Annotated in this window: 25 protein-coding genes; 17 read left to right on the forward strand and 8 right to left on the reverse strand. The window is 55.0% G+C overall.

The window, feature by feature from the left end:
* Nucleotides 1–952 precede the first annotated feature (952 nt).
* Nucleotides 953–1,576: a hypothetical protein gene (locus Q8O73_RS01615; RefSeq protein WP_305553924.1), complete on the forward strand. Its 624-nt coding sequence runs from the start codon at nucleotides 953–955 to the stop codon at nucleotides 1,574–1,576.
* Between the two features lie 11 nt (nucleotides 1,577–1,587).
* Here the strand turns inward: Q8O73_RS01615 and Q8O73_RS01620 are convergent, their stop codons facing one another.
* Complete coding sequence (locus tag Q8O73_RS01620; RefSeq protein ID WP_305553927.1) at nucleotides 1,588–5,523, reverse strand: NahK/ErcS family hybrid sensor histidine kinase/response regulator; 3,936 nt, start codon at nucleotides 5,521–5,523, stop codon at nucleotides 1,588–1,590.
* Between the two features lie 125 nt (nucleotides 5,524–5,648).
* Here Q8O73_RS01620 and Q8O73_RS01625 point away from each other — a divergent pair, with 125 nt between their 5' ends.
* Nucleotides 5,649–6,038: a hypothetical protein gene (locus Q8O73_RS01625; RefSeq protein WP_305553930.1), complete on the forward strand. Its 390-nt coding sequence runs from the start codon at nucleotides 5,649–5,651 to the stop codon at nucleotides 6,036–6,038.
* 64 nt (nucleotides 6,039–6,102) lie between these two features.
* On the opposite strand, the gene Q8O73_RS01630 is transcribed toward Q8O73_RS01625, so the two are convergent.
* From Q8O73_RS01630 to Q8O73_RS01640, 3 genes are all read right to left on the reverse strand, one after another.
* Nucleotides 6,103–7,194: a TRAP transporter substrate-binding protein gene (locus Q8O73_RS01630; protein WP_305553933.1), complete on the reverse strand. Its 1,092-nt coding sequence runs from the start codon at nucleotides 7,192–7,194 to the stop codon at nucleotides 6,103–6,105.
* A gap of 191 nt (nucleotides 7,195–7,385) precedes the next feature.
* Nucleotides 7,386–8,477 (reverse strand): TRAP transporter substrate-binding protein, encoded by a 1,092-nt coding sequence (locus tag Q8O73_RS01635; RefSeq protein WP_305553936.1) that lies wholly within the window; start codon nucleotides 8,475–8,477, stop codon nucleotides 7,386–7,388.
* The gene (locus tag Q8O73_RS01640) at nucleotides 8,456–8,668 is read right to left on the reverse strand and encodes a hypothetical protein (protein WP_305553939.1); all 213 of its coding nucleotides are present in this window, start codon (nucleotides 8,666–8,668) and stop codon (nucleotides 8,456–8,458) included. The genes Q8O73_RS01635 and Q8O73_RS01640 overlap by 22 nt, the downstream gene beginning before the upstream one ends.
* A gap of 42 nt (nucleotides 8,669–8,710) precedes the next feature.
* On the opposite strand from Q8O73_RS01640, the gene Q8O73_RS01645 reads away from it, so the two are divergent.
* The 12 genes from Q8O73_RS01645 (at nucleotide 8,711) to Q8O73_RS01700 (ending at nucleotide 19,548) form a co-directional block, all read left to right on the forward strand.
* Nucleotides 8,711–10,363, forward strand: coding sequence for a peptide ABC transporter substrate-binding protein (locus Q8O73_RS01645; protein WP_305553942.1), 1,653 nt, complete (start codon nucleotides 8,711–8,713; stop codon nucleotides 10,361–10,363).
* A 7-nt stretch (nucleotides 10,364–10,370) separates the two neighbouring features.
* Nucleotides 10,371–11,324 carry an ABC transporter permease gene (locus tag Q8O73_RS01650; RefSeq protein WP_305553944.1) on the forward strand — a complete coding sequence of 318 codons (954 nt, stop codon included), beginning with the start codon at nucleotides 10,371–10,373 and terminating at the stop codon, nucleotides 11,322–11,324.
* Complete coding sequence (locus Q8O73_RS01655; protein ID WP_305553947.1) at nucleotides 11,294–12,262, forward strand: ABC transporter permease; 969 nt, start codon at nucleotides 11,294–11,296, stop codon at nucleotides 12,260–12,262. Before Q8O73_RS01650 ends, Q8O73_RS01655 begins: the two co-directional genes overlap by 31 nt.
* Before the next feature lie 86 nt (nucleotides 12,263–12,348).
* Nucleotides 12,349–12,897, forward strand: coding sequence for a hypothetical protein (locus Q8O73_RS01660; protein WP_305553950.1), 549 nt, complete (start codon nucleotides 12,349–12,351; stop codon nucleotides 12,895–12,897).
* 135 nt (nucleotides 12,898–13,032) lie between these two features.
* A complete protein-coding gene (locus Q8O73_RS01665) occupies nucleotides 13,033–13,875 on the forward strand; it encodes a universal stress protein (protein ID WP_305553953.1) in 843 nt (280 codons plus the stop codon).
* 160 nt (nucleotides 13,876–14,035) lie between these two features.
* Nucleotides 14,036–15,409, forward strand: a complete 1,374-nt coding sequence (locus Q8O73_RS01670) for an aspartate aminotransferase family protein (protein ID WP_305553956.1) — start codon at nucleotides 14,036–14,038, stop codon at nucleotides 15,407–15,409.
* Between the two features lie 421 nt (nucleotides 15,410–15,830).
* A complete protein-coding gene (gene hemA / locus Q8O73_RS01675) occupies nucleotides 15,831–17,048 on the forward strand; it encodes a 5-aminolevulinate synthase (RefSeq protein WP_305554303.1) in 1,218 nt (405 codons plus the stop codon).
* Between the two features lie 11 nt (nucleotides 17,049–17,059).
* Complete coding sequence (locus Q8O73_RS01680; RefSeq protein WP_305553959.1) at nucleotides 17,060–17,260, forward strand: hypothetical protein; 201 nt, start codon at nucleotides 17,060–17,062, stop codon at nucleotides 17,258–17,260.
* 66 nt (nucleotides 17,261–17,326) lie between these two features.
* Nucleotides 17,327–17,659, forward strand: a complete 333-nt coding sequence (locus Q8O73_RS01685) for a hypothetical protein (RefSeq protein WP_305553962.1) — start codon at nucleotides 17,327–17,329, stop codon at nucleotides 17,657–17,659.
* Nucleotides 17,660–17,763: 104 nt separating this feature from the next.
* Nucleotides 17,764–18,177, forward strand: a complete 414-nt coding sequence (rnk, locus tag Q8O73_RS01690) for a nucleoside diphosphate kinase regulator (RefSeq protein ID WP_305553965.1) — start codon at nucleotides 17,764–17,766, stop codon at nucleotides 18,175–18,177.
* 167 nt (nucleotides 18,178–18,344) lie between these two features.
* A complete protein-coding gene (locus tag Q8O73_RS01695; RefSeq protein ID WP_305553968.1) occupies nucleotides 18,345–18,890 on the forward strand; it encodes a hypothetical protein in 546 nt (181 codons plus the stop codon).
* A gap of 175 nt (nucleotides 18,891–19,065) precedes the next feature.
* A complete protein-coding gene (locus Q8O73_RS01700; RefSeq protein WP_305553971.1) occupies nucleotides 19,066–19,548 on the forward strand; it encodes a hypothetical protein in 483 nt (160 codons plus the stop codon).
* 11 nt (nucleotides 19,549–19,559) lie between these two features.
* On the opposite strand, the gene Q8O73_RS01705 is transcribed toward Q8O73_RS01700, so the two are convergent.
* On the reverse strand, nucleotides 19,560–20,303 hold the full coding sequence (locus Q8O73_RS01705) for an SDR family NAD(P)-dependent oxidoreductase (RefSeq protein WP_305553974.1): 744 nt from the start codon (nucleotides 20,301–20,303) through the stop codon (nucleotides 19,560–19,562).
* Between the two features lie 169 nt (nucleotides 20,304–20,472).
* Here Q8O73_RS01705 and Q8O73_RS01710 point away from each other — a divergent pair, with 169 nt between their 5' ends.
* Entirely contained in the window at nucleotides 20,473–21,159 is a 687-nt protein-coding gene (locus Q8O73_RS01710) for an SOS response-associated peptidase (protein ID WP_305553977.1), read from the forward strand.
* Here Q8O73_RS01710 and Q8O73_RS01715 read toward each other — a convergent pair.
* Nucleotides 21,113–21,283, reverse strand: coding sequence for a hypothetical protein (locus Q8O73_RS01715; RefSeq protein WP_305553980.1), 171 nt, complete (start codon nucleotides 21,281–21,283; stop codon nucleotides 21,113–21,115). The genes Q8O73_RS01710 and Q8O73_RS01715 overlap by 47 nt on opposite strands.
* A gap of 174 nt (nucleotides 21,284–21,457) precedes the next feature.
* Nucleotides 21,458–22,315, reverse strand: coding sequence for a universal stress protein (locus tag Q8O73_RS01720; RefSeq protein WP_305553983.1), 858 nt, complete (start codon nucleotides 22,313–22,315; stop codon nucleotides 21,458–21,460).
* Between the two features lie 300 nt (nucleotides 22,316–22,615).
* On the opposite strand from Q8O73_RS01720, the gene Q8O73_RS01725 reads away from it, so the two are divergent.
* Nucleotides 22,616–22,921 carry a helix-turn-helix transcriptional regulator gene (locus tag Q8O73_RS01725; protein WP_305553987.1) on the forward strand — a complete coding sequence of 102 codons (306 nt, stop codon included), beginning with the start codon at nucleotides 22,616–22,618 and terminating at the stop codon, nucleotides 22,919–22,921.
* Here the strand turns inward: Q8O73_RS01725 and pdxH are convergent.
* The gene (gene pdxH / locus Q8O73_RS01730) at nucleotides 22,912–23,532 is read right to left on the reverse strand and encodes a pyridoxamine 5'-phosphate oxidase (protein WP_305553990.1); all 621 of its coding nucleotides are present in this window, start codon (nucleotides 23,530–23,532) and stop codon (nucleotides 22,912–22,914) included. The genes Q8O73_RS01725 and pdxH overlap by 10 nt on opposite strands.
* A 147-nt stretch (nucleotides 23,533–23,679) precedes the next feature.
* Here pdxH and Q8O73_RS01735 point away from each other — a divergent pair, with 147 nt between their 5' ends.
* The gene (locus Q8O73_RS01735; protein ID WP_305553993.1) at nucleotides 23,680–24,153 is read left to right on the forward strand and encodes an RT0821/Lpp0805 family surface protein; all 474 of its coding nucleotides are present in this window, start codon (nucleotides 23,680–23,682) and stop codon (nucleotides 24,151–24,153) included.
* Nucleotides 24,154–24,208: the final 55 nt, after the last annotated feature.

The raw sequence follows: 24,208 nt of genomic DNA on the forward strand, positions 1-24,208 counted from the left end.
GCCCCCGAATCGCCAACCCGGCAGGACCGATGCACACAAGACGGACTACCCCCGTGGGACTTTGGCGAGGCTCCATCAGGGGTACTTGATATGGCGCCCATACCCCCGTCTGCCTCACAAGCCGCATCCGAAAATGCAGGCTTGGGTCTTCCTTCCACCGCCGGGCCTTCGCCCCGCGTTAACCGAACCCGCCGCAAGATGGCCCGGCCAAAACCCGCCTTTCCCGCAATCACGGGAACCGGACAGGCCCGGACAAACCTCGTGCCTCCGCCCGCCGCGCAACTCGCCCGGCAACGGACCCACCACCCGCTCCTGCCACCCCCGGCAAGGCCGGATGGTTCCCGCCCCGATCAGGGCAGGACGTGCCACCAACAAGACGCAATTCGGGCGTCTTGACAAATGGCCGGGTTAGCGGACCCGCGCAGGGCCTCCGTAATGGCTTTTCCACCCGCCGGTCATAATCTTGCTGGCTTGTCCGCCATCCTGTCTGTGTTTGTAACGCATCATCATCGCCTCTTTCCTCTGGCCCAAACGCAAAAACCCGCAAGGCACAAGGCCTTGCGGGTTTCGGTTCGGGCGGATTTATCCCCTTGACTTTTCTGTTATGCCACAGCGAAAAGAACAAATCAAGAACTTTTTTCAGAAAATCTGAAAAAATCCATCTAATCTTAAAACTATCAACTTTTTCAAGGAGTTAATTTATATTATGCGGCTGGATGCTAGAACATGCACCGAACTACCCAACAACCCACGTAAAGTGATTTTTTTCGCTATTGCCTGTTGGGATCTAAGAATGAAAGTGTAGTAAATTTGTGCAGACAAGCGTTAAATATTGCGCAAATCAGCATCTTCTGACATCTTTGCTTAACTCATAAAATTAAGCTTAAATCAAAAATTGATTTGCTAACAACATCAAAATTTTTCATTGCCTATATATCCGGAGAACATACGAATGTTTTCACCTGGTCATTTAGATAAAATTTATATTTCTGGAAAATTAACATCAGAAGATTGGAAGAAATTAAAATTCAAGATTGAAAAATATAATGATTTAGACACATGGGCTGAAGCGTACAATTCTTTCTTATGGAATCGACTCAACACAAGATATCTATCACCAATTGGCATTTTACAAAAACATGGAAATTTTGAAGGTGAAGGATATTCAATAGTATCAATTCAGTGCGCATTAATAGAATTTATCGCCGCATTAAGAGTAGGAAAATCTTATGTATTTTCTAGAAATCCTCAAAATAATGAGTATTCTCGCAGCAAAGATCTATACATTAATTTCTTGAGCAAAGCACCTATTTTTAAAGATTTTTTTGATGAAGAATCTGCATTGGAATTTTATGTATCAATCCGCTGCGCCTTATTACACGAAGCATGCACTAAAAATGGATGGAGAATCTGGGCTTTCGGAGATATCCCTATAAACTCGAGATCAAAAATTGTATTTCGAGAAAAACTTCATGACACAATATTGACTTATCTTGAAAATTATAAAGCAGAACTCTTGAAAAATCCGGAAATTCAGTCAGCATTTATCCGAAAATTTGACAGTCTCTGTGAATAAACATGTAACTCTTACTCCGCCGCATCCGACCCCAACCGGTTCAGGGATCGCGTCATCAAGGCCCGCAATTTCGCCGGTCGCAAGGGCTTGTTCAGCAACGAAAAATTCTCTGCCCGTATCAGTTCGGCGGTTTCGGTGCTGCGGTCGGCTGTGATCACCACCGCAGGCACGTCAAAGCCATGCCCATCGCGCAAACGGCGCAGCACATCCAGCCCGGTTTCACCGGCGCTAAGATGATAATCGGCAAGGATGATATCGGGGGCAAACGCGGTGGTGCCGTCATCTGGCATCAGCAATGTGGCGCATTCCGCCCCGGATCGCGCCGTTGCCACCACGCAATTCCAGTTTTCCAGCATCGCCGTCATGCCATCGAGAATATCGGGTTCATTATCAATGCACAAAACCCGCACCCCGCCCAGTTCGCCCGCCATCCGGCGACGCGGCACCCCGCCTGCGATTTCGGGCGCGGCAATGCCCAGCGGCACATCCACCGAAAACACCGTGCCCCGACCGGGGCGCGAGCGCACCGACACATGATGATCCAGCGACCGGCCCAGCCGCTCCACAATGGCAAGGCCAAGGCCAAGCCCCTTGATATCGCTGTTTTCCGGGCTTTCAAGACGGTGGAATTCGCGAAAAATGATTTTCAGTTTGTCTTCGGGGATGCCCGGCCCGCTGTCCCAAACCTCGATTCGCACATGATCGCCGCGCATCCGGCACCCCACCACCGTGCCGCCCTTGCGGGTATAGCGCAGAGCGTTGGAAATGAAATTTTGCAGGATGCGGCGCAAAAGGCGGCTGTCGGATCGGACCCAGACATCGCGGCTTTTGACACCGAATCGCAAACCGGCCTTTTCGGCAATCGGGGTAAATTCGGTTTTCAGGGCATCCAGAATCCGCGACAACGGAAAATCGCGAATCGTCGGCGGCATCGCCCCGGCATCGAGTTTACAGATATCGAGCAACTCATTGAGCAGTTCCTCCACCCCCTTAAGCGACAAATCAACCTTGCCCGCCAGATCGGCGGCCTCGGCCGACAATTCCTTGCCGCCCAGTGCCACGGTAAATAACCGCGCCGCATTCAGGGGTTGCAGCAAATCATGGCTGGCGGCGGCAAAAAACCGGGTTTTGGTGTCATTGGCGGTTTCGGCCTGTTCCTTGGCCACCGACAATTCGCTATTGAGGTCTTCCAGCGCGCTGGTGCGTTCCACCACGCGCTGCTCCAGGCTTTCATTGGCTTCTTTCAAGGCCTGTTCGGCCATGCGGCGCGCCGTGATATCGTGATAGATACAGAAATAGCCAATCACCGCCCCGGTATCGTCAAAATGCGGGATATAGGTGCCTTCGGCATAACGGTCGCCGCTTTCGCCTTCCATCGGCGGAAAATCGATTTCAAAGCTTTGCCGGTATCCTTTCAGCACCGCCGCAATCATGGTGCGCACCCGTTCATACCGCGCCTCGCCCAAGGCTTCGCGCACCGTCAACCCATGGGCGGAGGCCCGGCGCAGCCCGAACATCCGTTCATAGGGCCGGTTGGTAAAGCGCAACCGTTCGGCCTTGTCGGCATAGGCAATCATCACCGGGATATTGTCGGTATAGATGCGGATATTGCGTTCGCTTTCGCGCAGGGCTTCTTCGGTCCGCACCCGCGCGGTAATATCGGCAATCGTGGCAACAAAGCCGCCATCGGGCATCGGATTGGTGCGGATTTCCAGAACCATGCCATCCGACCGCCGCCTTTCATAGGTATGGGGCAACCGGCGCATTTGCGGGGCGGCGTTGCGGCCCAGCAACACCTCGATATCCACCCCGCGCGGGCCATTGTCGCGGCAGGTAGCGACCAGTTCGTTTAACGGCAATGTCACTTCGATCTTGCTGGCCGGAATCCCCAAAAGATCGATAAAACGATGGTTCCATGTCGCCAGCCGTAAATCACTGTCAAACACCCCCACCCCTTGCGAGATATTTTCAAGGGTATTAAGCAACAGATCGCGGTTGAATTTGATGGCCTCCGATGCCTCGTCCAGCAATTCCATCGCATCGCGCCGCGATACCGCCTTGTCAGGCAACAACAACGCCATCACCACCCGCGATGATGCCGCCCCCACCGCGCCGCTTAACAAATGTTCGGTAAAACCGGCGGCGTCGATATCGGCCATGTCGGTGCGTTTGGCGTCGCCCCCACGATTTTGCAAATAGGTGCGAAAGGCGCGCTGCGCCCATTGCGTGCCCAGAAACCGGGCGGCAAGGTCTTCCAGATCGCCAATCGTCACCCGGCCAGGCCAGGTATCGTTGCGTGTCCGGTCCGGCTTGCGGTCGATATCGACAAAAATCTGGGCCTGACGGCGCTGTGTCACCCCCTGAACGCCGGTGGCCGATCCGACAAACATCAGGAAAATATTGACGCCAAGGCTCCAGATCACGCCATGCGTCAACGGATCGTCAATCATGGCCCCCAATAACGCATGGGGCCGCAACAACCCCATGCCCAGCGGCCCGTCCGTCAGGATCGACATCGGCAACAACCCGCTTTGCACAAAGGATGGCAACAACAGGGTATAGCACCACAAGGCAAACCCGCCGAGCAGCCCCAGACGCACCCCGGTCCGATTGACCGATTTCAGATACAGGGCCGCCAGAATCGCCGGGCCAAATTGCGCCACGGCGGCAAAGGACAACATGCCGATATCGGCAAGGGCGTATTTTTCGCTCAGAAACCGGTAAAAACCATAGGCCAGAAACAGAATGACAATGATCGCCGCCCGCCGGATTTTCAGCAAAATCTGGCTGACATCGCCCGATGCCGCATCGCGCATTTTGCGCCCGCGCAGCAAAATCGGCATGATCAGGTCATTGCAAACCATCGTCGATACCGCAACGCACGATACAATCACCATGCCGGTACTGGCCGAAAGCCCGCCGACAAAGGCAAAAATCGCCAGCGCATCCTGCCCGCCCATCAAGGGCAGGGTCAGAACAAAGGTATCGGGGTTGACCGCACTGTCACCGTCAAACAACAACAAACCGGCCACCGCAATCGGCACCACAAAAATATTGATCGCCACCAGATAGGCCGGAAACAGCCAACGCGCCGATTTCAAATTCCGCTTGTCGTCATTTTCAACAAAGGTCACATGAAACTGGCGCGGCAAACAGAAAATCGCAAACAGCGCAATCACCGTGGCGACATAGAAATTGGGCGTCAACCATGTCTGCCGGTCAAAGATTCGCTGAATTTCAACATGCTCCTGCGACCGGGCATACAAATCGCCAAATCCGTCAAACAGGCCATAAACCACAAAAAAACCGACCATCAGCAAGGCCAGCAATTTGACCAGGCTTTCAAACGCCACCGCCAGAATCAGACCGTCATGATGTTCGGACGCATGGATATAACGCACCCCGAACAATATGGCGAACACCGCCATCAGGATGGTGACGTAAAAGGCGGTATCCTTGGTGAAATTCGTGGCACCGTGCCGCACCACATCCTCGCCCACCGGCCCGATCAGCACATCAAACGAAATCGACACCGCCTTGAGCTGCAAGGCGATATAGGCCAGAACCCCCACCACCGCGATCAGGGCAACAAGGGCCGCAAGGCTTTGGCTTTTGCCATAACGCGACCCCAGAAAATCGGCAATCGAGGTGATGTTCTGTTCACGGCAGATCGTGGCGATCTTGACCATCACCGGATAAAACACCAGAACCATGATGATCGGGCCAAGATAGATCGGCAAAAAGGCAAGGCCCCGCACCGATGCGGTGCCGACCGACCCGAAAAAGGTCCAACTGGTGCAATAAACCGCCATCGACAGGGCATAGATCGTCGGTTTCAGCCCAGATGACCGCCATTTATCGGCATGTTTGTCACCATAATGGGCAATGGCAAACAACAGGCCGATATAGGCCATGGCAACGATAAAGATCAAACCACCCTGAAGCATGCGGTCTTGCGCCTTTTTGTTCCGGCCTGCCGGGCCGTTATTGGGGTCGGATTTTATCTATACCACGGCGAAGGCTTGCTCTAAAACGACGGACATTCCGTGTCAGACCAATTATTGATAGAACCATGTCCACCCATTATGCCTTTTACACCGGTATTTTGCGCTTTGTTGCCCAAAAAACCGCAACCGATGATCCTGAAATCCGCGTCATGATGGCCCATCTGACCGGCATTGCCACCGCGATTGAACAATCCGGGCGGTTTGGCATTGCCCGTGACGCCTGCGAAAATGCCGCCCGCGCCTTTGCCGGGGTCGCCAAATTCTTGCAGGAACGCATCCTGCCCGAGGCCCTGGCCGATGGCAATCGTGGGGCCGTCAAACAATTGACCTGGGCGATTGAAACATCGCTTCTGATGGCTGCCGAACTGGTCAAACGCATCAATCATGATGATTTCGCGGGGCAAGACAGCTTTGTCCTTGATCTGCCCCGCCCGCCGCAAACGGCGATGAATTAGGCCACGTCATAAAAAAAGCGGCATCCGAAGACGCCGCTTTTACAGATTATCGGGGAGGTCCTGATCAGGCGCCCCAGACCTTGGCCCGCTGCATCATGCCGGTGGCCTCAAATTCCTTGCCATAGATCGCCGATTTTTTGACGAAATCCATATAGGATGTGTAAATCCGCTGGTTCAGGTCATTTTTGGCGGCGATTTCTTCGACGGCCGCCTGCGATGCTTCGGCCAGCGCCAGAATCACATCATCCGGGAAATGGCGCACATCAATGCCCTTTTCCAGAATCGCCGGATAGGCCTGGATGTTGTTGAACGCGAAATCGGCAAGGGTTTCCTCGGCATTGGCCTGGGCGGCAACCCGGACGATTTCCTGAATATCTTCCGGCAGGGCGTCAAATTTATCCTTGGCGATAAACACTTCAATGCCCGTGCCCGGCTCGTGGAAGGCCGGGGTATAGTAATATTTCGCCACCTGCGTCAGACCAAAGGCGAAATCGTTCCACGGTCCGACCCATTCGGCGGCATCAATCGCCCCGCTTTGCAGGGCCGGCAGAATTTCCGCCGCCGGAAGCAGGGTCACATTCGCGCCCAAACGGCGCATCGCCTCGCCGCCAATCCCGGCATAACGCATTTTAACGCCCTGAAGATCGGCAACAGAATTGATTTCCTTGTTGAACCAGCCCCCGGCCTGCATCCCGGTATTCCCGGCATAAAGCGGCAGGACATTGAACTGGGCATATAATTCTTCCCACAAGGCCTGCCCGCCGCCAAACCGCAGCCAGCCCGACAATTCCCAGCCCATCAGGCCAAACGGAATGGTCGAAAAGAAATTCAACGCCGCATCCTTGCCCGCCCAGTAATAAGGCGTGCCATGCGCCAGATCGGCCACACCCTGTTCAACCGCATCAAGGCATTCAAAGGCCGGAACAAGTTCACCCGCGCCATAGACATTGATCGTCAGGCGGCCATTGGTCATTTTGGTGACGCGCGCAGCGAATTTTTCGCCATTCGCCCCCAGACCCGGTGTGCCTTTGGGCCACGGCATCACCATGCGCCAGGTGATATTTTCCTGCGCACGGGCAATCGCCGGGGCAGCAATCCCGCCCACAACGGCAGTGGCAGCCAGTCCGGCACCTTTAAGGAAATTGCGACGTTTCATGAAGAGCTCCAATTTTTTTGATATATTTTTGCGTGAAGATGGCAAGGCAATGCCATTAATAACATGCTGAACCAAGGAAATTACCTTTTTTAGCGTCCGGATCAATCAATCTTTGCGCGACACAGTATCGAAAAAGGGCCGCCCGCATCGGGCAGCCCTTCGTTTGGTCCGGTTCACACGAGGATAAGGGCTTAATAACCCCAGACCCGGGCACGGTGCAAAAGCCCCGTCGCCTCAAATTCCTTGCCATAACGGGCGGCTTTTTTGACCAAATCCATGTAAGAGTCATAAATCCGCTGATGGAGTTCGCCCTGGGCGGCGATTTCCGCGACCGCGGCCTGGGACTGCTCGGCCAGCGCCATGATGACCTCATCGGGAAACTGGCGAACTTCAACGCCCTTGTCGATCAGCGGCTGATAGGATTGCAGGTTGTTATAGGTAAAATCCGCCAGTGTTTCTTCGGAAATCGCCTGTGCGGCATACCGGATGATCGCCTGCATATCGGCCGGAAGGGCGTCGAATTTGTCCTTGGCAATGAAAATTTCCAACCCCGGTCCGGGTTCATGGAAGGCCGGGGTATAGTAATATTTCGCCACCTGATACAGCCCGAATGCCAGATCGTTCCACGGCCCGACCCATTCAGCGGCATCAATCGCCCCGCTTTGCATCGCCGGCAGAATCTCGCCGGGCGGCAACATGGTGATATTGGCCCCCAAACGGCGCATCGCCTCGCCACCCAGACCGGCATAGCGCATCTTGATGCCCTTGATATCCTCGACCGAATTGATTTCCTTGTTGAACCAGCCGCCCGCCTGCATGCCCGAATTCCCGGCATAAAACGGCACGACATTGAACTGGGCATAGGTTTCTTCCCACAATTCCTGCCCGCCGCCAAACCGCAGCCATGCCGACAATTCCCACGCGGTCAGACCAAACGGGATGGTCGAAAAGAAATGCAATGCCTGGCTTTTGCCCTGCCAGTAATACGGGGTGCCATGCGCCATTTCGACGACACCCTGTTCGACCGCATCCATACATTCAAACGGCGGCACCAGTTCACCGGCACCATAAACCGTGATTGACAGGCGGTCGTTGCTCATTTCCTTGACGATGGCGGCAAATTTTTCGGCATTGGTGCCCAGCCCCGGCGTCCCCTTGGGCCACGGCATCACCATGCGCCATTTCAGGCTTTCCTGTGCCGATACAATCGCCGGTGCGGCAATGCTGGCCGCAGCCGCCCCAACACCCAGTCCGGCACGTTTTAAAAACTGGCGACGTTCCATAATTTATCCCCTAACCGTTTCTGTTTTAGTGGTTTTTTGCGCGACCACTGCGAGAATGAGGGGATTTTGGCGAAAGCATCGACAAAACGCCACTGTTTTTGCGTGAAATAAAACAGCTTTTTTTCATGAACCGCCATCGCATTGCACCAAACCGGTCTGACAGCGTTGCAGCGGGCGGCAAATTCGATCACAGTAGGCTACCCGATATCACCGCCGACATGACGGAGTGTTGCATGCGCAAACTGATCGCCTTTCTGATGCTGACCCTTGTCACCAGCTTTCCCGCCCAGGCCCGGGACCTTCTGAAAATCGGCATCAGCGGCTATCCCGAAACCCTGCACCCCGCTTTCAGCAGCTCTGCGGTTCAATCCTATATTCACGGCTTTGTCCTGCGCCCCGTCACCGCCTTTGACCATGACTGGAAAATCGCCTGTTTCATGTGTGCCGATGTCCCGTCGTTTGAAAACGGCCTGGCAAAACGGGTGGCCCTTGCCGATGGCGGCGAAGGGGTTGAACTGACCTTCACCTTGCCCGCCAATGCCAAATGGGGCGATGGCGTTCCCCTTACCAGCCGCGATGTCGCCTTTTCGATCACGGTCGGGCAACATCCCGATGTGCCGGTCGCCAATCAGGAAGTTTTCAACCGGATCGTCGGCTTTGAAAGTGTCGATGATCAGACCTTCAAGGTCACGATGGACCGGATTGATTACACCTATCAATCCTTTGGCGGCGTTGAAATCCTGCCCGAACATCTGGAACGCCCGGTTTTTGAACAGGACCCGGCCACCTATCAAAAACGCAGCCTCTACGTCACTGCCCCAGCGACACCGGGCCTGTGGTTTGGCCCCTATATCGTCAGCGACGTGGTAACGGCCAGTGCGGTGATGCTCGATTCCAATCCTTACTGGTGGGGGCAAAAACCCGATATCGCCAAAATCCAGTTGCGCAATTTTGAAAACACCACCGCGCTGGAGGCCAGCCTGCGTACCGGCGAAATTGATTATGCGTCGGGCGAAACCGGCATGGCACTTGACAAGGTAATCGCCTTTGAACGGCGTTTTACCAATCTTTATGACATCTCCTATCAAAAGGGCCTGTCCTATTACCATCTGGATGCCAATCAGGCTTTTCCACCACTGGATGATCGGCGGGTGCGGCAGGCGCTTTTGCTGGCGATTGACCGTACCGAAATCAGCACAAAACTGTTTGCAGGCAAAAACACACCGACGCTCAGCTTCATTCATCCCGATGATCCGGTCTTTACCCCTGATGTTGCACGGTATGATTTCAATCCGGAACAAGCCGGGCGGTTGCTGGACGATGCCGGATGGACCCGCACCGATGATCGTCCGCGCACCAATGCCGATGGTGATGTCCTGCGTCTGACCCTGTATGGCGCCACCGAAAGCAGCACCGGACAACTGATCCAGCAGGTTTTGCAAAACCGCTGGAAACAGATCGGGGTCGAAGTCGATATCCTTAACCAGCCCGCCCGCGTGCTGTTTGGCGAAACCCTGCCGCAACGCAAATTCGACGGCCTTGCCATCTTTGGCTGGCTTTCCGCCCCGGAACATCTGCCCCTGACCATTTTACGATCCGATCAGGTGCCAACCGCCGATAATCTGTATGAAGGCCAGAATTACACCGGATATACCAATCCGCGGGTTGATGAACTGATTGACGCCATCGAACTGGAACTGGATTTCGACAAACGCCTGCCGCTTTGGCATGAATTGCAAAAAATCTATGCCCAAGACCTGCCCGCCCTGCCGCTTTATCATGGCGAAAACGGCTTTATTTTCCCGAAATGGCTTAAGGGAATTCGCCCGACCGGCCATATGTACCCCAGTTCGTTATGGGCCGAAGAATGGTACATCATCCGGTGATGCAGTGATGCGGCGTTTCATTGTCACCCGACTGATCCAGACCCTTGTGGTCATGCTGGCGGTATCGTTCGGGGCCTATGTCCTGATCGGCCTGATGCCCGGCGATCCGATTGACCTGATGATCACCGCCAACCCGGCCATCAGTTCGGCAGATGTCGCACGGCTCAAGGCGCTGTATGGCCTTGATCAACCGTTGGTCGTGCGCTGGTTTTACTGGCTGATGATGGCCCTTCAGGGGGATTTCGGCTATTCACGCCTGTTCACCCAGCCGGTAACCGACCTGATCGCACCCGCCCTTGGCAACAGTTTGAAACTGATGCTGGCAAGCTGGGCCTTGTCGCTGGTGATTGCAATACCCGCCGGGATTTATGCCGCCCTGAAACCGCGCAGTTTTCGCGATTATGCAGTCAATCTGTCGGCCTTTGCCGGGGTGTCTATCCCGCCTTTCTGGCTGGGATTGCTGGCGATTTTACTGTTTGCCGTCACCCTGCGCTGGTTGCCCGCCGGGGGCACCGGGCAACTGGACAACGCCCAGGGGTGGGATGCCTTGCGCTATCTGATCCTGCCGGTCGCCACCCTGACGATTGCCAGTGTCGGATCGCATATCCGTTTTGTGCGCGGGTCAATGATCGAAGTGATGCGGCAGGATTTCATCCGTACCGCCCGGGCCAAGGGGTTATCCGAACGCGCCGTGATTACCAACCATGCACTGCGCAATGGCATGATGCCGGTGGTGACCTTGCTGGGCCTTGAATTTGGCACGCTGTTTTCCGGCGCACTGATTACCGAAACCCTGTTTTCATGGCCGGGCATGGGGCGGCTGATTTACAATGCGGTAATCGGCAGCGACTATAACCTTGCGATGGCGGGATTAATGCTGGCCACCCTTGTCACCCTGATTGGCAATCTTCTGGCCGATCTGGGTTATAAATGGCTGGATCCACGGGTGCGTCTGTCATGAATAACCGCACATCTTCGGGCCTTTTTCACCGGTTTATCCGTCACCGTCTGGCGGCCTTCAGCCTGATGGTGCTGGTCTTGCTGGCGGTTGCGTCCTTTTGTGCACCGCTGGTCGCACATTATCTGGGCACGGATGCGCAAACCGTTGATCTGTTTGGTCGCTATGCCCCGCCTTCAACAGCCCATCCGATGGGCACGGACGAGTTGGGCCGCGATGTGTTGTTGCGACTGCTCTATGGCGGTCAGGTATCGTTGATGGTCGGGTTGACATCGGCGGTTTGTGCCACCCTGATTGGCACAATCATCGGGGTGATTGCCGGTTTGCGCGGCGGCTGGCTGGACGGGCTTTTGATGCGCGTCACCGACGGGGTGATTTCATTGCCATTATTGCCATTGTTGATCGTCATGGCGGCGATTGATCCCGGTAAACTGGGCATCCCGCGTGAAATTGTAAATGGCGAAAGTTTCAGCCTGTATCGCATCATTTTCATCATCGCCCTGTTTGGCTGGACCACAGTGGCGCGGCTGGTGCGGGCAGCAACCCTTGCGGTACGCGAACGGGAATTTGTTATGGCGGCACGCGCAATGGGGGCCGGACCGGTGCGCATTGCCGCCCGCCATATCCTGCCCAATGTCGCCACCCCGATCATCATCGCCACCACACTCGCCGCCGGGAATGTGATATTGCTCGAAAGCGTGCTGAGCTTTCTGGGCCTTGGCATTCAGCCACCCGTACCCAGTTGGGGCAATATGCTGACCCATGCACAGGAATTCATCTGGGATGCCCCGATGTTGGCAGTCTATCCCGGCATGCTGATTTTCATCACCGTAATTGCCTTTAATTTCATCGGGGATGGCTTGCAGGATGCGCTGGACCCGCGTGCCGAAAATGATCGCATTTCCATAACTGGACAGAATGCCTCCGGCCCGGCACAATAAGATTTGCTATCACAAGGTGTCGCGGGGCCCGCATATTCCGCAAGGCGCTGATAAAATTTCATAATATCGCGGGCAAAGGAGCAAACATGACCCAGCGATCTGCCGCAATCCGGTCTGCGATCCTGCCTGTCTTTCTGACTGGCGGGCTAATGGTGCTGGCGGGATGCGCCCCAACACAAAATGCTGCCCGCAGCCCGGAAACCGCCCCGTCACAGCAAATTGTCGCCCCATGGGGAAGCAGCAGCCCGGCCCAGTCGGCAACCACCCCGGCAGCACCCACGGGCACGGGCACAACCGCTGCCCCGACACCGATGGCCGCCAATCCCGGTGCTGCCCAGCAACGCCAGATCGACGAAGCCCGCATCGCGCTGGGCATTCTTGATCGCATGGCCAATCGCTGCCTGACCGAGGCCGATGCCAGCGCCTGCAACACCTTGCAGGTCAACTGGCCCACCCTGTCCCGGCAATTGCGTACCACCCTTGATACCCTGTCGGGCGGCAATATGTCGCACAGCCCGGTAATCCCCGGCGAAGCCCCTGTCAATCCGGCTTCGGTTCCGCGCCGATCCCCCGCCGCCGAAGGATCGCCATCGATGGAAATGGAAATTCCCATGACGCCATCGACCACGCCCTGACCGGGCTGTCACAGTTTGTCCCTTTTATTGAGATAGAACAAAGTTACCCTTAAAACTTTGCGCTAATGTGCCTTTATCATCATGGGCTGGCTGCCAAAAGACAGCAAAACAGCCGCGAAAAAAGGAGTCTGGCAGATGTTTCGTGACATGCTTGTTCACATTGACAACAGCAAATCCTGTGTCGAACGGCTTTCGGTTGCCCTGAAAGTTGCCAAGGACCAAAAGGCCCATCTGACCGGGCTGTATGTTCTGACGCAATTTGAAATCCCGCGCTTCATGGAAGTCCAGATTTCGGCTGACATCATGAAACAACAACGCGACGCGATGGCCGAAGGTGCCAAAACCGCCAAGGCGGCGTTTGAAGCAGCCTGCGACAAGGCCGGAGTCCCTTATACCTGGCAGGAAGCCCATTCGCTGTCGTCCGAAATTGCCGAAACCGTCGCCATGTATGCCCGCCATCATGACCTGACCGTTCTGGGTCAGTATAACCCGGAATGTTCCGAAGCAACTTCGGTGTCGGAAATGCCCGACAAGGTGATCCTGACTGCCGGTGCGCCGGTTCTGATTGTGCCCTATATCGGCAAATTTGAAACCATCGGCACCCGCGTCATGGTTGCGTGGAAACCTTACCGCGAGGCTGTCCGGGCCGTGAATGACGGCATGCCGTTCCTTGAAACCGCCAAATCGACCCTGGTTTTGTGTGCCGATCCCAACAAGGCCGCACGCGATTCGATCCCGGTGCCCAAGGTCGATATCGCCGAACGTCTGGAACGTCATGGCGTGAAGGTCCGCAAGGAAACACTGGATGCCAACGGTATCAGCATCGGGGATTTGCTGCTGTCACGGGCCGCTGATGAAAGCATCGATCTGATCCTGTGTGGGGCCTATGGCCGCCCGCGCCTGCGCGAATTGATGCTGGGCGGTGTGACGCAACATTTGCTGCGTCATATGACGGTTCCGGTTCTGATGTCTCACTAGGCCTTCCGGACTGCCTGACCTTGCCAAACCGGCCGGTTTTTTCCGGCCGGTTTTTTATTGGCAGCAATGTCACAGAAACCGTTTCCCCGCCGCCCACAACCCGATACAGTCACCGCATATTTTGCGCGATCTTCGCGCCCCGCACATCATGAGGCCCACCATGACTGATACCCTCCACCGCGGCAATTCCGCCGCCAGCCGCGATATCGCCACCGTCCTGCACCCCTATACCAATTTCAGCACCCACGAACAAACCGGCCCACACATCATCAGCAAGGGTCGCGGCATTTATGTCACCGACGATGCCGGACGCGAATATATCGAAGGTCTGGCCGGGTTGTGGTGTGCATCGCTGGGTTTTGGCGAAAAACGTCTGGTCGCCGCTGCGACAAAACAGATGGAAACCCTGCCCTATTATCACGGTTTTGCCTCGCGCAGCACAGATCCGGCGATTGAACTCGCCGCCCGCCTGATCGAAATGGCCCCGGTGCCCATGTCCAAGGTGTTTTTCGCCAATTCCGGGTCCGAGGCCACCGACACGGCGGTCAAGCTGGTATGGTATTATCACAATGCCACCGGCCAGCAGGAAAAGAAGAAAATCATTGCTCGCAAGCGTGGCTATCACGGGGTGACGGTGGCTGCCGCCTCGATGACCGGCCTGCCCTATAACCACAAGATGTTCGATCTGCCGATTGACCGGATTTTACATACCGAAACCCCGCATTATTGGCGCGAGGCACAAACCGGTGAATCCGAGGAAGATTTTGCCACCCGCATGGCCGAAGCCCTTGAAGACCTGATCATTGCCGAAGGACCGGAAACCGTCGGAGCCTTTATCGCCGAACCGGTGATGGGGGCGGGCGGCGTCATTGTGCCGCCCCGCACCTATTTTGAAAAAATTCAGGATGTTTTAAAGCGCCACGACATCCTGTTTATCGCCGACGAAGTGATTTGCGGCTTTGGCCGGACCGGCAATATGTTTGCCTGCGAAACCTTTGATCTCAAACCCGACATGATCACCGTCGCCAAACAATTATCATCGGCCTATATGCCGATTTCAGCACTGTTCCTGAACGAAAAAGTTTATGCCGGTCTCAAACACGGTGTCGATGAAATCGGCGTGTTCGGGCATGGCTATACCTATTCGGGACATCCGGTGGCCGCCGCGGTTGCACTGGAAACCCTGAAAATTTACGAAGATGACGGGATCATTGCCCATGTCCGCGATGTCATGCCGCGTTTCCAGAAACGCCTGCGCGATTTGCGGAAATTTTCCCATATCGGCGAAACACGCGGCATTGGCCTGATCGGGGCCTTTGAACTGGTCAGTGACAGCTGCGCTAAAACCCCCTTTGCCCCGGCCGGATCGGCGGGCAAGGCGGTGGCGGCGAAATGCCTTGAACAGGGCCTGATTGTCCGCGCCCTTGGCGATACCGTGGCGTTCTGCCCGCCCCTGATCATCACCCATGACGAAATCGACCTGATGTTTGATCGCGCCGAGGCCGCCCTGACCGACTGGCACGCAACCTTGTGACCCTGACGACTCTGGGCGTGGTGGCATCCATCACGCCCGGCAGGGTCTTGAAAACAGGCCAACAATCCCGACATCCCATTGATAGAACTCTTCCAAAACCGGCCATTTGGTCCGCGCATGGTTGCCATGTCCGCCAAAAACATCTGCTTGGACTTGCCAAACTGCCCGTTTCCAGCCAGATTGCCCGCAGGGGTGAGATCGACACACAACAGATGGAAAGCCTTCTCTGGCAGTTATCTTCGCGGTGAAACTGGAACAGGTTTAATTTGATACGGGTCAATGCCGGGTTAAATTAAATAGGCCATAACGACCAGACGACCCCGGAAATGCTGATCCTGATGACCGGCACCGGACCGGACAGGAACAGAGCTTCGCCTCCTGCGTCCCGCGCAGCGCGAAGAGACAGGCGAAAGATGCAATGATGAATTATAACAGCTTCTTCAAAGATCAGCTTTCCGGCCTCAAGGCCGAAGGGCGGTATCGTGTGTTCGCCAATCTCGAACGTATTGTCGGCGAGTTTCCCAAGGCGATGCTGCATACCGGTGACGGGCAGCCGCCGCGCAAAATCACCGTCTGGTGTTCCAACGACTATCTTGGCATGGGACAGCACCCCAAGGTGCTTGACGCCATGCAAAACGCCATTACCGGGCAGGGCGGCGGTGCCGGTGGCACGCGCAATATTTCCGGTTCCAACCATTTGCATGTCGCGCTTGAAGAAGAACTCGCCGATCTGCATGACAAGGAATCGGCCCTTTTGATGACATCGGGCTATGTCGCCAACTGGACCACGCTGTCAACGCTGGGATCCAAGTTGCCTGATTGTGTGATTGTGTCTGATGCCCTTAACCACAATTCCATGATCGAAGGCATGCGCCATTCCCGCGCCGAACGCCGTATCTGGAAACATAACGATGTCGCCCATCTCGAAGAAATCCTGCGCGACCTTGGCCAGAACCGCGCCAAAATTGTCGCCTTTGAATCGGTTTATTCGATGGATGGCGACATTGCACCGATTGCCGAAATTCTCGATGTTTGCGAAAAATACAATGCCCTGACTTTTCTGGACGAAGTCCATGCCGTCGGTATGTATGGCCCGCGCGGCGGCGGCGTAGCGGAACGCGAAGGCCTGATGGACCGCATCGATATCATTCAGGGCACCCTTGCAAAGGCCTTTGGCGTGATTGGCGGCTATATTGCCGGGAACCACGAAATTATTGATTTCGTCCGCAGCTTTGGCAATGGCTTTATCTTTACCAGTTCACACCCGCCCAGCATTGCCGCAGGCGCACTGGCCAGTGTCCGTCATTTGAAAACCAGCGATGTCGAACGCGCCACTCAGAAAGAACGCGCCGAGACCCTGCGCACCCGTCTGCGCGATGTCGGCCTGCCGGTGATGGATGCGCCCAGCCACATCGTCCCCCTGATGGTCGGCGATGCCGCCATGTGCAAGGAAGCCAGTGATCGCTTGTTGTTTGAACATGACATCTATGTCCAGCCGATCAATTACCCGACTGTGCCACGCGGCACAGAACGCCTGCGCTTTACCCCCGGCCCGCTCCATAATGATGAATTGATGGATCATCTGATTGATGCACTTCTGACCGTGTGGGGCCAGTTGGGCATTCAAAAGGCCGCCTGATGATTTCCTGAATGTATTTTGAACAAGGCCGGACGCTGTGCGATCCGGCCTTTGTTTTGGCGCATCGCAAAGGCGGAGCAAACCCGATCTTGGTTGACAAGCACACCCGGCTGCCCGACTATCAGAACATCATGATGAACACAGTAAAAACAGTTCGATTTTTGCTTAACGCTGGTTCTCTGCTCGCAGGATTAAATCCCCGGGCAGCGTAACCGGCTTTCGTCCGTTTTCTGCCCGGGGTCTCTCCCGTAAAATCTCGTTCCATATCAGAGAGATGAATGGCTTCATTCATCGGGCAGGGCATCATGAATAACCAACCGTTAAACGGCACCCATGTGTCGACCATTTCCCTATCCGGTCGCCGGGCGGCAAGTCAGTCACCCCGGCTGGAAATGTTGCGGCCACTGCACAGCAGCCTGATCGAACGCGATTATGCCCGGCTTGAATCCTGCTTGCAGAACGACAGCGCACCGGTTTTGCTGCGCCGTTATATCCGCACCGAACTGGCCGATTCGACGCGGCCCTGCCCTGCCCGGCCTGCAAGCAGGACAATACACCGCCTTGCTACAGGCCGGTGGCACAGTCGGCCATGCTTTCTTGCAAGGTTTTGAATTTTAATCCGAAACATGCCATCCGGCTTTATCCGGTTCGGCACATCTCAAAACACATGTTGCGGCATGCATGACATCCGCCGCACAAGGAAAAGGTCAGTAACATGCTTGTTAACAATCTCGCCCCCGTCCCCCTTGATCCCCCGATCGTGATCGACGCTGCCTATTACGCCCGCCTTGAAGGGCTGGCAATGGGGGCAATGCAACGCGCACCCGAACTGGCGACCCGCCTGCTTGATGAAATCGAACGCGCCGAAATTCTGCCTTCCGGTGCGGTACCCGAAACCATTGTCAATATCGGTTCCGAAGTGACGTTTCGCGATGATGCCGCCGGGTGTATACAAACCGTCAAACTGGTGCTGCCGGGCGATGCCGATATCAGCCGTCATCAAATTTCGGTTCTAACCCCGGTCGGGGTGGCGCTGATCGGGCTAAGCGAAGGTGCATCGATCTGGTGGATCACACCGGACAATGAAGTCCGGGAACTGACAGTCCAGAAAGTGCAAAATCATTCATGATCCGGGCAATCTGATAAAAATCTTTGCCAGCGCACCTCGCCCTTGTTTGCTTTCAGTGTCACGCAATCTATATTGAAGGTCACTGTGAGAAACAGGGGCGATTCTGCAAACTTGCAATTAATAACTGTTCGCGTTAACTTCGGATCCTCATCAAACAGGAACCGGTCATGTATACGGATAGAACCTTGCTGCCCAAAGAATGTCTGCGCCTGTGCGCACTTGGCACACTTGCCCTTTCCAAGAAACCAGTCAGCTATGCTGATCTGGCCAATTCCGTGCGCCATTTTACCGCGCATCTGATGGGGCCGTCGCTGGATATGATGGGGTCGTCGCTTCAGCTTTTGAAACTTGAAGGGCTGGTGCATGAGGATAACGGCAATGGCGTTCTTCCGGATTCCAGACTGACCCTGACCGATGCCGGTTACACCAAATTTATCGACCTGATGCAGGGCAATTTACGCGATATGTCGGGTGAATTGTCGCGACTGGTAATGGCCTTGAAAATGCGGTTTGTGCATCTGCTTGCAGATGACATCCGCCGGGAACAGATCGAAATCCTGCAAGATGTGTGCGAGGTAGAACTGGACCGCCTCCTGACCCTGCGCGAAGAGCATGCCGATGAACCCGGTGCGTTTCTGGGTTGGCTGGATGTTGAAATCAACAGCCTTGAACGCAAACATGCCTGGCTTGTCAGCCTGCTGGCGCAAGACTGACATATGGGGATTTACCGGAAATCATCCGGTAATATTGATACCCCTCTATCGCCAGTCGGGCTGCCTTTCGCAACGCTCTGACCGGTCATTTTACTGGAAATTTAACTTTCCAACACCGAATGATGACCATATTCTACCCTGAATAAAGAACACAGCAGATCAGGGTCATCCGCACATGAAAAAAATCAAAACCGGCATCGCAACCATATTGCTGACCACAGGCCTTTTTATTGGGGCACACATCCCCGATGCCCGCGCGACATCCGCCGATCTTCAGGCATTGGAAGCCGCCATTCGCGAAGCCCGTGCAATGGGACTTGACCCTGCGCAAATTGAAACGATGCAAGGGATGCTTGATGCCCTCCGCGCCGATTCCGCCAATCAGGGTGCGGATCAATATGCATCTGATCCGCTGATGGAACCCAATTATTTTGATGTCGCCAGTGCACGCAGTTACAGCGATTGCGGCCAATATGGCGATATGCAGGCCTATACCTTTTGTATGGCCGCCATTGATGGTTATCTGACCTATACAAGGGTTTTCGCCCAGCAAGGCTCATCCCCGGATGCAAACCGGGTGTATGACGCACATGCCGAAACCGTGCGCAATCTGGTCAATTATGTCGATAATTTCATGACGGCACCCCGCCGTTATTAGGATCATATCGATTAATAAAGATGCTGCCCACCCGTCACAAAAATCTCGGTGCCGGTGATATAGGTCGATTCTTCGGCCACCAGAAAATGCACCGCCGCCGCCACGTCTTCGGGTGTGCCCATCCGATTCATCGGGATGCGCGGCAACAGGGCCTCGTATTCCGGCGAAATCATCGCGGTTTTGATTTCACCTGGTGCCACGGCATTGACCCGAACCCCCAATTCGGCAAATTCCACCGCCATTTCGCGGGTCAGGCCCGAAAGAGCCGCCTTGGACGTCGAATAGGCCGACCCGGCAAAGGGATGGACATAATGCCCGGCAATTGAGGTGATGTTGCAAATCGCCCCCTTGCCCCGATGCAGCGCCGATGCAAATCCGCGCGCCAAAGTCAGCGGGGCAAAAAAATTCAACTCGAACACATCACGCCAGCCGCCAATATCGCCGTTAAGGCAACCCAGACGTTCTTTATAAGGGGTTTTCGGCGATACCCCGGCATTATTGACCAAGGCATGAAGTGGATCATCACCAAGGATTTCATTGGCTTTTCTGATAAATGCTTCCACATCGGCGGGTTTCGACAAATCGGCGGCAATATGAATGCCCATCGACTGATCGCGCGGGCAGGTCAGCGGCGGTGCTTCACGCGAACAGCAAATCACCCGCCAGCCACGCTGGGCGAAATACCCCACCGTCACATGGCCGATACCCCGGCTGGCACCTGTCAGGATAATGGTTTTCGGGGCGATTTCAGACATGACGCAAGGATTTCCTTTGAAAAGAGGCAGCAAAAGCAGCCTGATATGCGATGCTTATAGCATCCCGGCGGGATGGATAGAAGATGCCAGCACCATCATGGCACAGATCGCCAGAACGGCTTTGACATGCTAACATGCCACATTGTTTATTCTGAATTTTGGCAGGCCGATGTGCAGCAAATATGATTTTGGCGTCTCTGCCGCAAGCCTTGCCACGTTTCCGGGGCTGGAAATATCCGTTTTACGTCAGGCCGTTGACGATCATTTTCCCGACCATCCCGATAATGCACAGATTGACACCCTGTCTGGCCCACGTCGTCCAACCGATGCGGTCTGGATCATTGGCATGAACGGTGTCCCGACCATAAGACGTTGGGGGTTGAAGGTGATCGGGGTCAAGGGGCCGGTGATCAATGCGCGGGCGGAAAGTCTGGATCACAAACCGGCATTTCAAGACTTGCTGATGCAGCGGTGCCTGATCCCGGCAACCCGATGGTCCGAATGGCGTAAAGACGGTTCCACCCACCATCAAAACCATATCACCCTGCCCGGCCATACACCGTTTTTCTTTGCCGGTCTGGAAAACGGGGTGGAATGCGTAATCATCACCTGCGCCCCGGCCCCGGCAATCGCCCATATCCATGACCGCATGCCTGCGATTATCGGCCCGACACATCACACAGGTTGGCTGGACGCACAACAGAATTTCAGCAAGGTTTTCACGATGCTACGCCCGGTGCCCGATGCGGTTTTAAAATGGCAGGAAGACCTTTCAGCGAAACAACAGCCCGGCCTGTTTGAAGATGCAATCAGTCTTCAACAAGATCATTTGCCGCGCACGGCCCAACCGGACTGAGCACCGGTTTACGATGGCGGGCGACTGCCGCCCCCAGATCAGGCAAATTAACACTTTCGGCCAGATCGGCCGCGAGTTCTTCGGACATGGATGCGAAATCAATGACATCGCGCAGTGACAACATGGATATTCCCCTGCCAAACGGCTTTGTGGATTATATTTGTATTATGAATTAAACGGTGATCCTTTTCCTTCGCAAGCGCAATAAAAAAAGGCGCAGAAATCTGCGCCTTTTGGATGATATACTTTTCGAAATCCGGAATAACCGGTATTTTCAATGCAGTGCGGCATAAATGCCTTAATGCATAATCCAAAGCGGCAAGGGGCATTTTGCCAGCATGTCCTGGGTCACGCCGCCCAAAATCATTTCCTTGAACCGGGAATGGCTATAGGCCCCCAGAACAACACAATCGACACCATGCTTTTCTGCCGCTGAAATCAGGGCCTTGGCCGGTTGGGACTGATCGGGCAAAACATCCACACGGGCATCGACTCCGTGCCACAGGAATTGTTCCGCCAATGCCTGTGCCGTGGCGCGACCATGTGGTACATCACCAACACTGACAATCGTAATTGTTTTCGCCTGTCGCAACAGCGGCATCGAAGATGTGACCGCCCGTGCAGCCTCCACCCCGCCATTCCAGGCGATCATCACATGATCGCCAATGGTGGCAGGGACTGTAACAGGCGCCACCAGAACCGGACGGCCGGTTTCCATCAATGCAGCATCGAATGTCAAAGAGGCCGCCGCTTCCTTGGGATCACGCCCAATCACCAGCAAATCAAACAACCGGCCCCGGCGCGCCACGGTTTCATCCTCGCGCCCGCTATCCTGTCGCCATGCACACGTAATCTGGGCAGTCGGACGGGGGGCCGATGCTTCATCACATCCGGCACTGGCACGGACGGAGTCATAGGATTCGCGCGCCCGTTTCAGGCGATGCGCGGTTTCCTTTTCGGCGGCATTCATCATTTCTTCGATGATCAGGCCCGACATGCCTTCGCCGACAATCGGAATAACATCCTGGGGTTCGGCCGCCACAAACAGGGCTTCAAGATGCGCATCAAAACGCCGGGCAATGCGAAAGCCCAGATCAAGGACCTGTGCATCAAGGCCTGATCCGGCAACGGGTGCCAGAATGGTACGTATTGTCATAATTCACATCCCTACTTTACCATTGCGCATACGATCTTCGGGATACCGGACGGCATCCCTTTTCAAGGGCGTTATCTGCGGTCTATTCTACATGCAATTATTGTGGCGTCGTTGTTTGAAATCAAACCAGAAAAATTTCCGCTGACGTATCACCAAAAAACAATATATCCCAAACAGGTGTTTTTAATGGCATAAGCCCCACATATCCGGTGCAGATATCTTTGCCCGTCCCCGGTTATCCGTTGCCGACATGCTGTAAAATAACATGATTTCAATTTATTAACCACAGGCCCACAAAAAATGAATTATCAGGACCTGCATGACAATGCCCATGAAGCAGCCGAATTTCTGAAAACGCTGGGAAATCAGTGGCGTTTGATGATTTTGTGTTCGCTGGGGACGGTTGAAAAATCGGTTGGCACCCTGGAAGCCGAACTGGGTCTGAAACAATCGGCCCTGTCGCAGCATTTGGCGCGATTGCGGCGCGCCGGGTTGGTGACAACCCGGCGCGATGCGCAAACCATCTATTATTCGATCCGCGACGCCAATGTCATGAAGATCATTGCCGCCCTGCAAGAAGCCTTTTGCCCACCCGATCAGGGATAAAGTTTTTCGACATTCCAGCCGGTATCATCCGCGTTGCGGGTATAAAGCTGCCGGTCATGCAGGCGAAAGGTGCCCTCGCTCCAGAATTCGATGCGGTCGGGCACCAGACGAAATCCGCCCCAATGAGCCGGCCTTGCAATTTTTGACAGGCCGAATTTGGCGGTAAATTCCGCCACCCGTTTTTCCAGATCGAACCGCCCGTTCATTGCCCGTGACTGGATGGATGCCCATGCCCCAATCTGGCTGCCGCGCGGGCGCGATGCGAAATAAGCATCAGATTCAACGCCATCAACCTTTTTGGTAACGCCTTCGATTCGCACGCATTTTTCCATTTTCTTCCAATGAAAACATAATGCGGCATAAGAATTTTCTGCAAGCTGTCTGCCCTTGCGGCTTTCGTAATTGGTATAGAAAACAAAGCCGCGCGGATCAAAACCCTTGAGCAGCACAATACGCGCCGACGGACGGCCTTGCGCATCGGCAGTCGCCAACGTCATCGCATCGGGATAGGCGCCTTCCTTGTTTTTTGCCTCGGCAAACCATATATCAAACAAATCATACGGAGCGGCATGTTCTGCCTGCCCCATTTTTGGCGCAATTTTCTCGTCCATTGGCGGGAATATTCCTTTTTGATGGCAAGATTGTTATATCATAATATCTGGGCAGTCGCCGGGCCGCCACAAGGACATGATGAAAAATCAGCCAAGACGGCCCGAAAATACGGTTGGGACAGGAAAGACAAGACAGGCAGGATGATAATGAAAGCACGTTATATCGTAATTCCCGTGATGATGGCAGCCCTCGTCGCCGGGTGTGAAGGCCAGGGGACGAAACAGACCGGCGGGACGTTGCTGGGTGCTGTTGGTGGTGCTGTTGCCGGTGCACAATTCGGCAAGGGTTCCGGCCAGCTTGTGGGCGTCGCTCTTGGCACGCTTGCCGGGGCAATGATCGGCAGCGAAATCGGCAAGTCCTTGGACAATGCCGACCGCGCCATGATGCAGCAAACCACCCAGCGCACCCTTGAAACCGCCCCGACAGGTCAGACCAGTTCGTGGACGAACCCCGATTCCGGAAATGCCGGTTCGGTGACGCCGACCCGGACCTATCAGAAACCGCAAACCAACGAATATTGCCGTGAATATCAGCAAACGGTGATTGTCGGCGGCGAGGAACAGCAGGCCTATGGCACCGCCTGCCGTCAGCCAGACGGCTCGTGGAAAGTTGTCAACTGATCTGTTGATCCTTTGATTTTGACGATGCATTTACGGCGCAACCACGGCATATTGT

The sequence above is a fragment of the Thalassospira sp. genome, from assembly GCF_030690045.1.
Lineage (GTDB): Bacteria > Pseudomonadota > Alphaproteobacteria > Rhodospirillales > Thalassospiraceae > Thalassospira.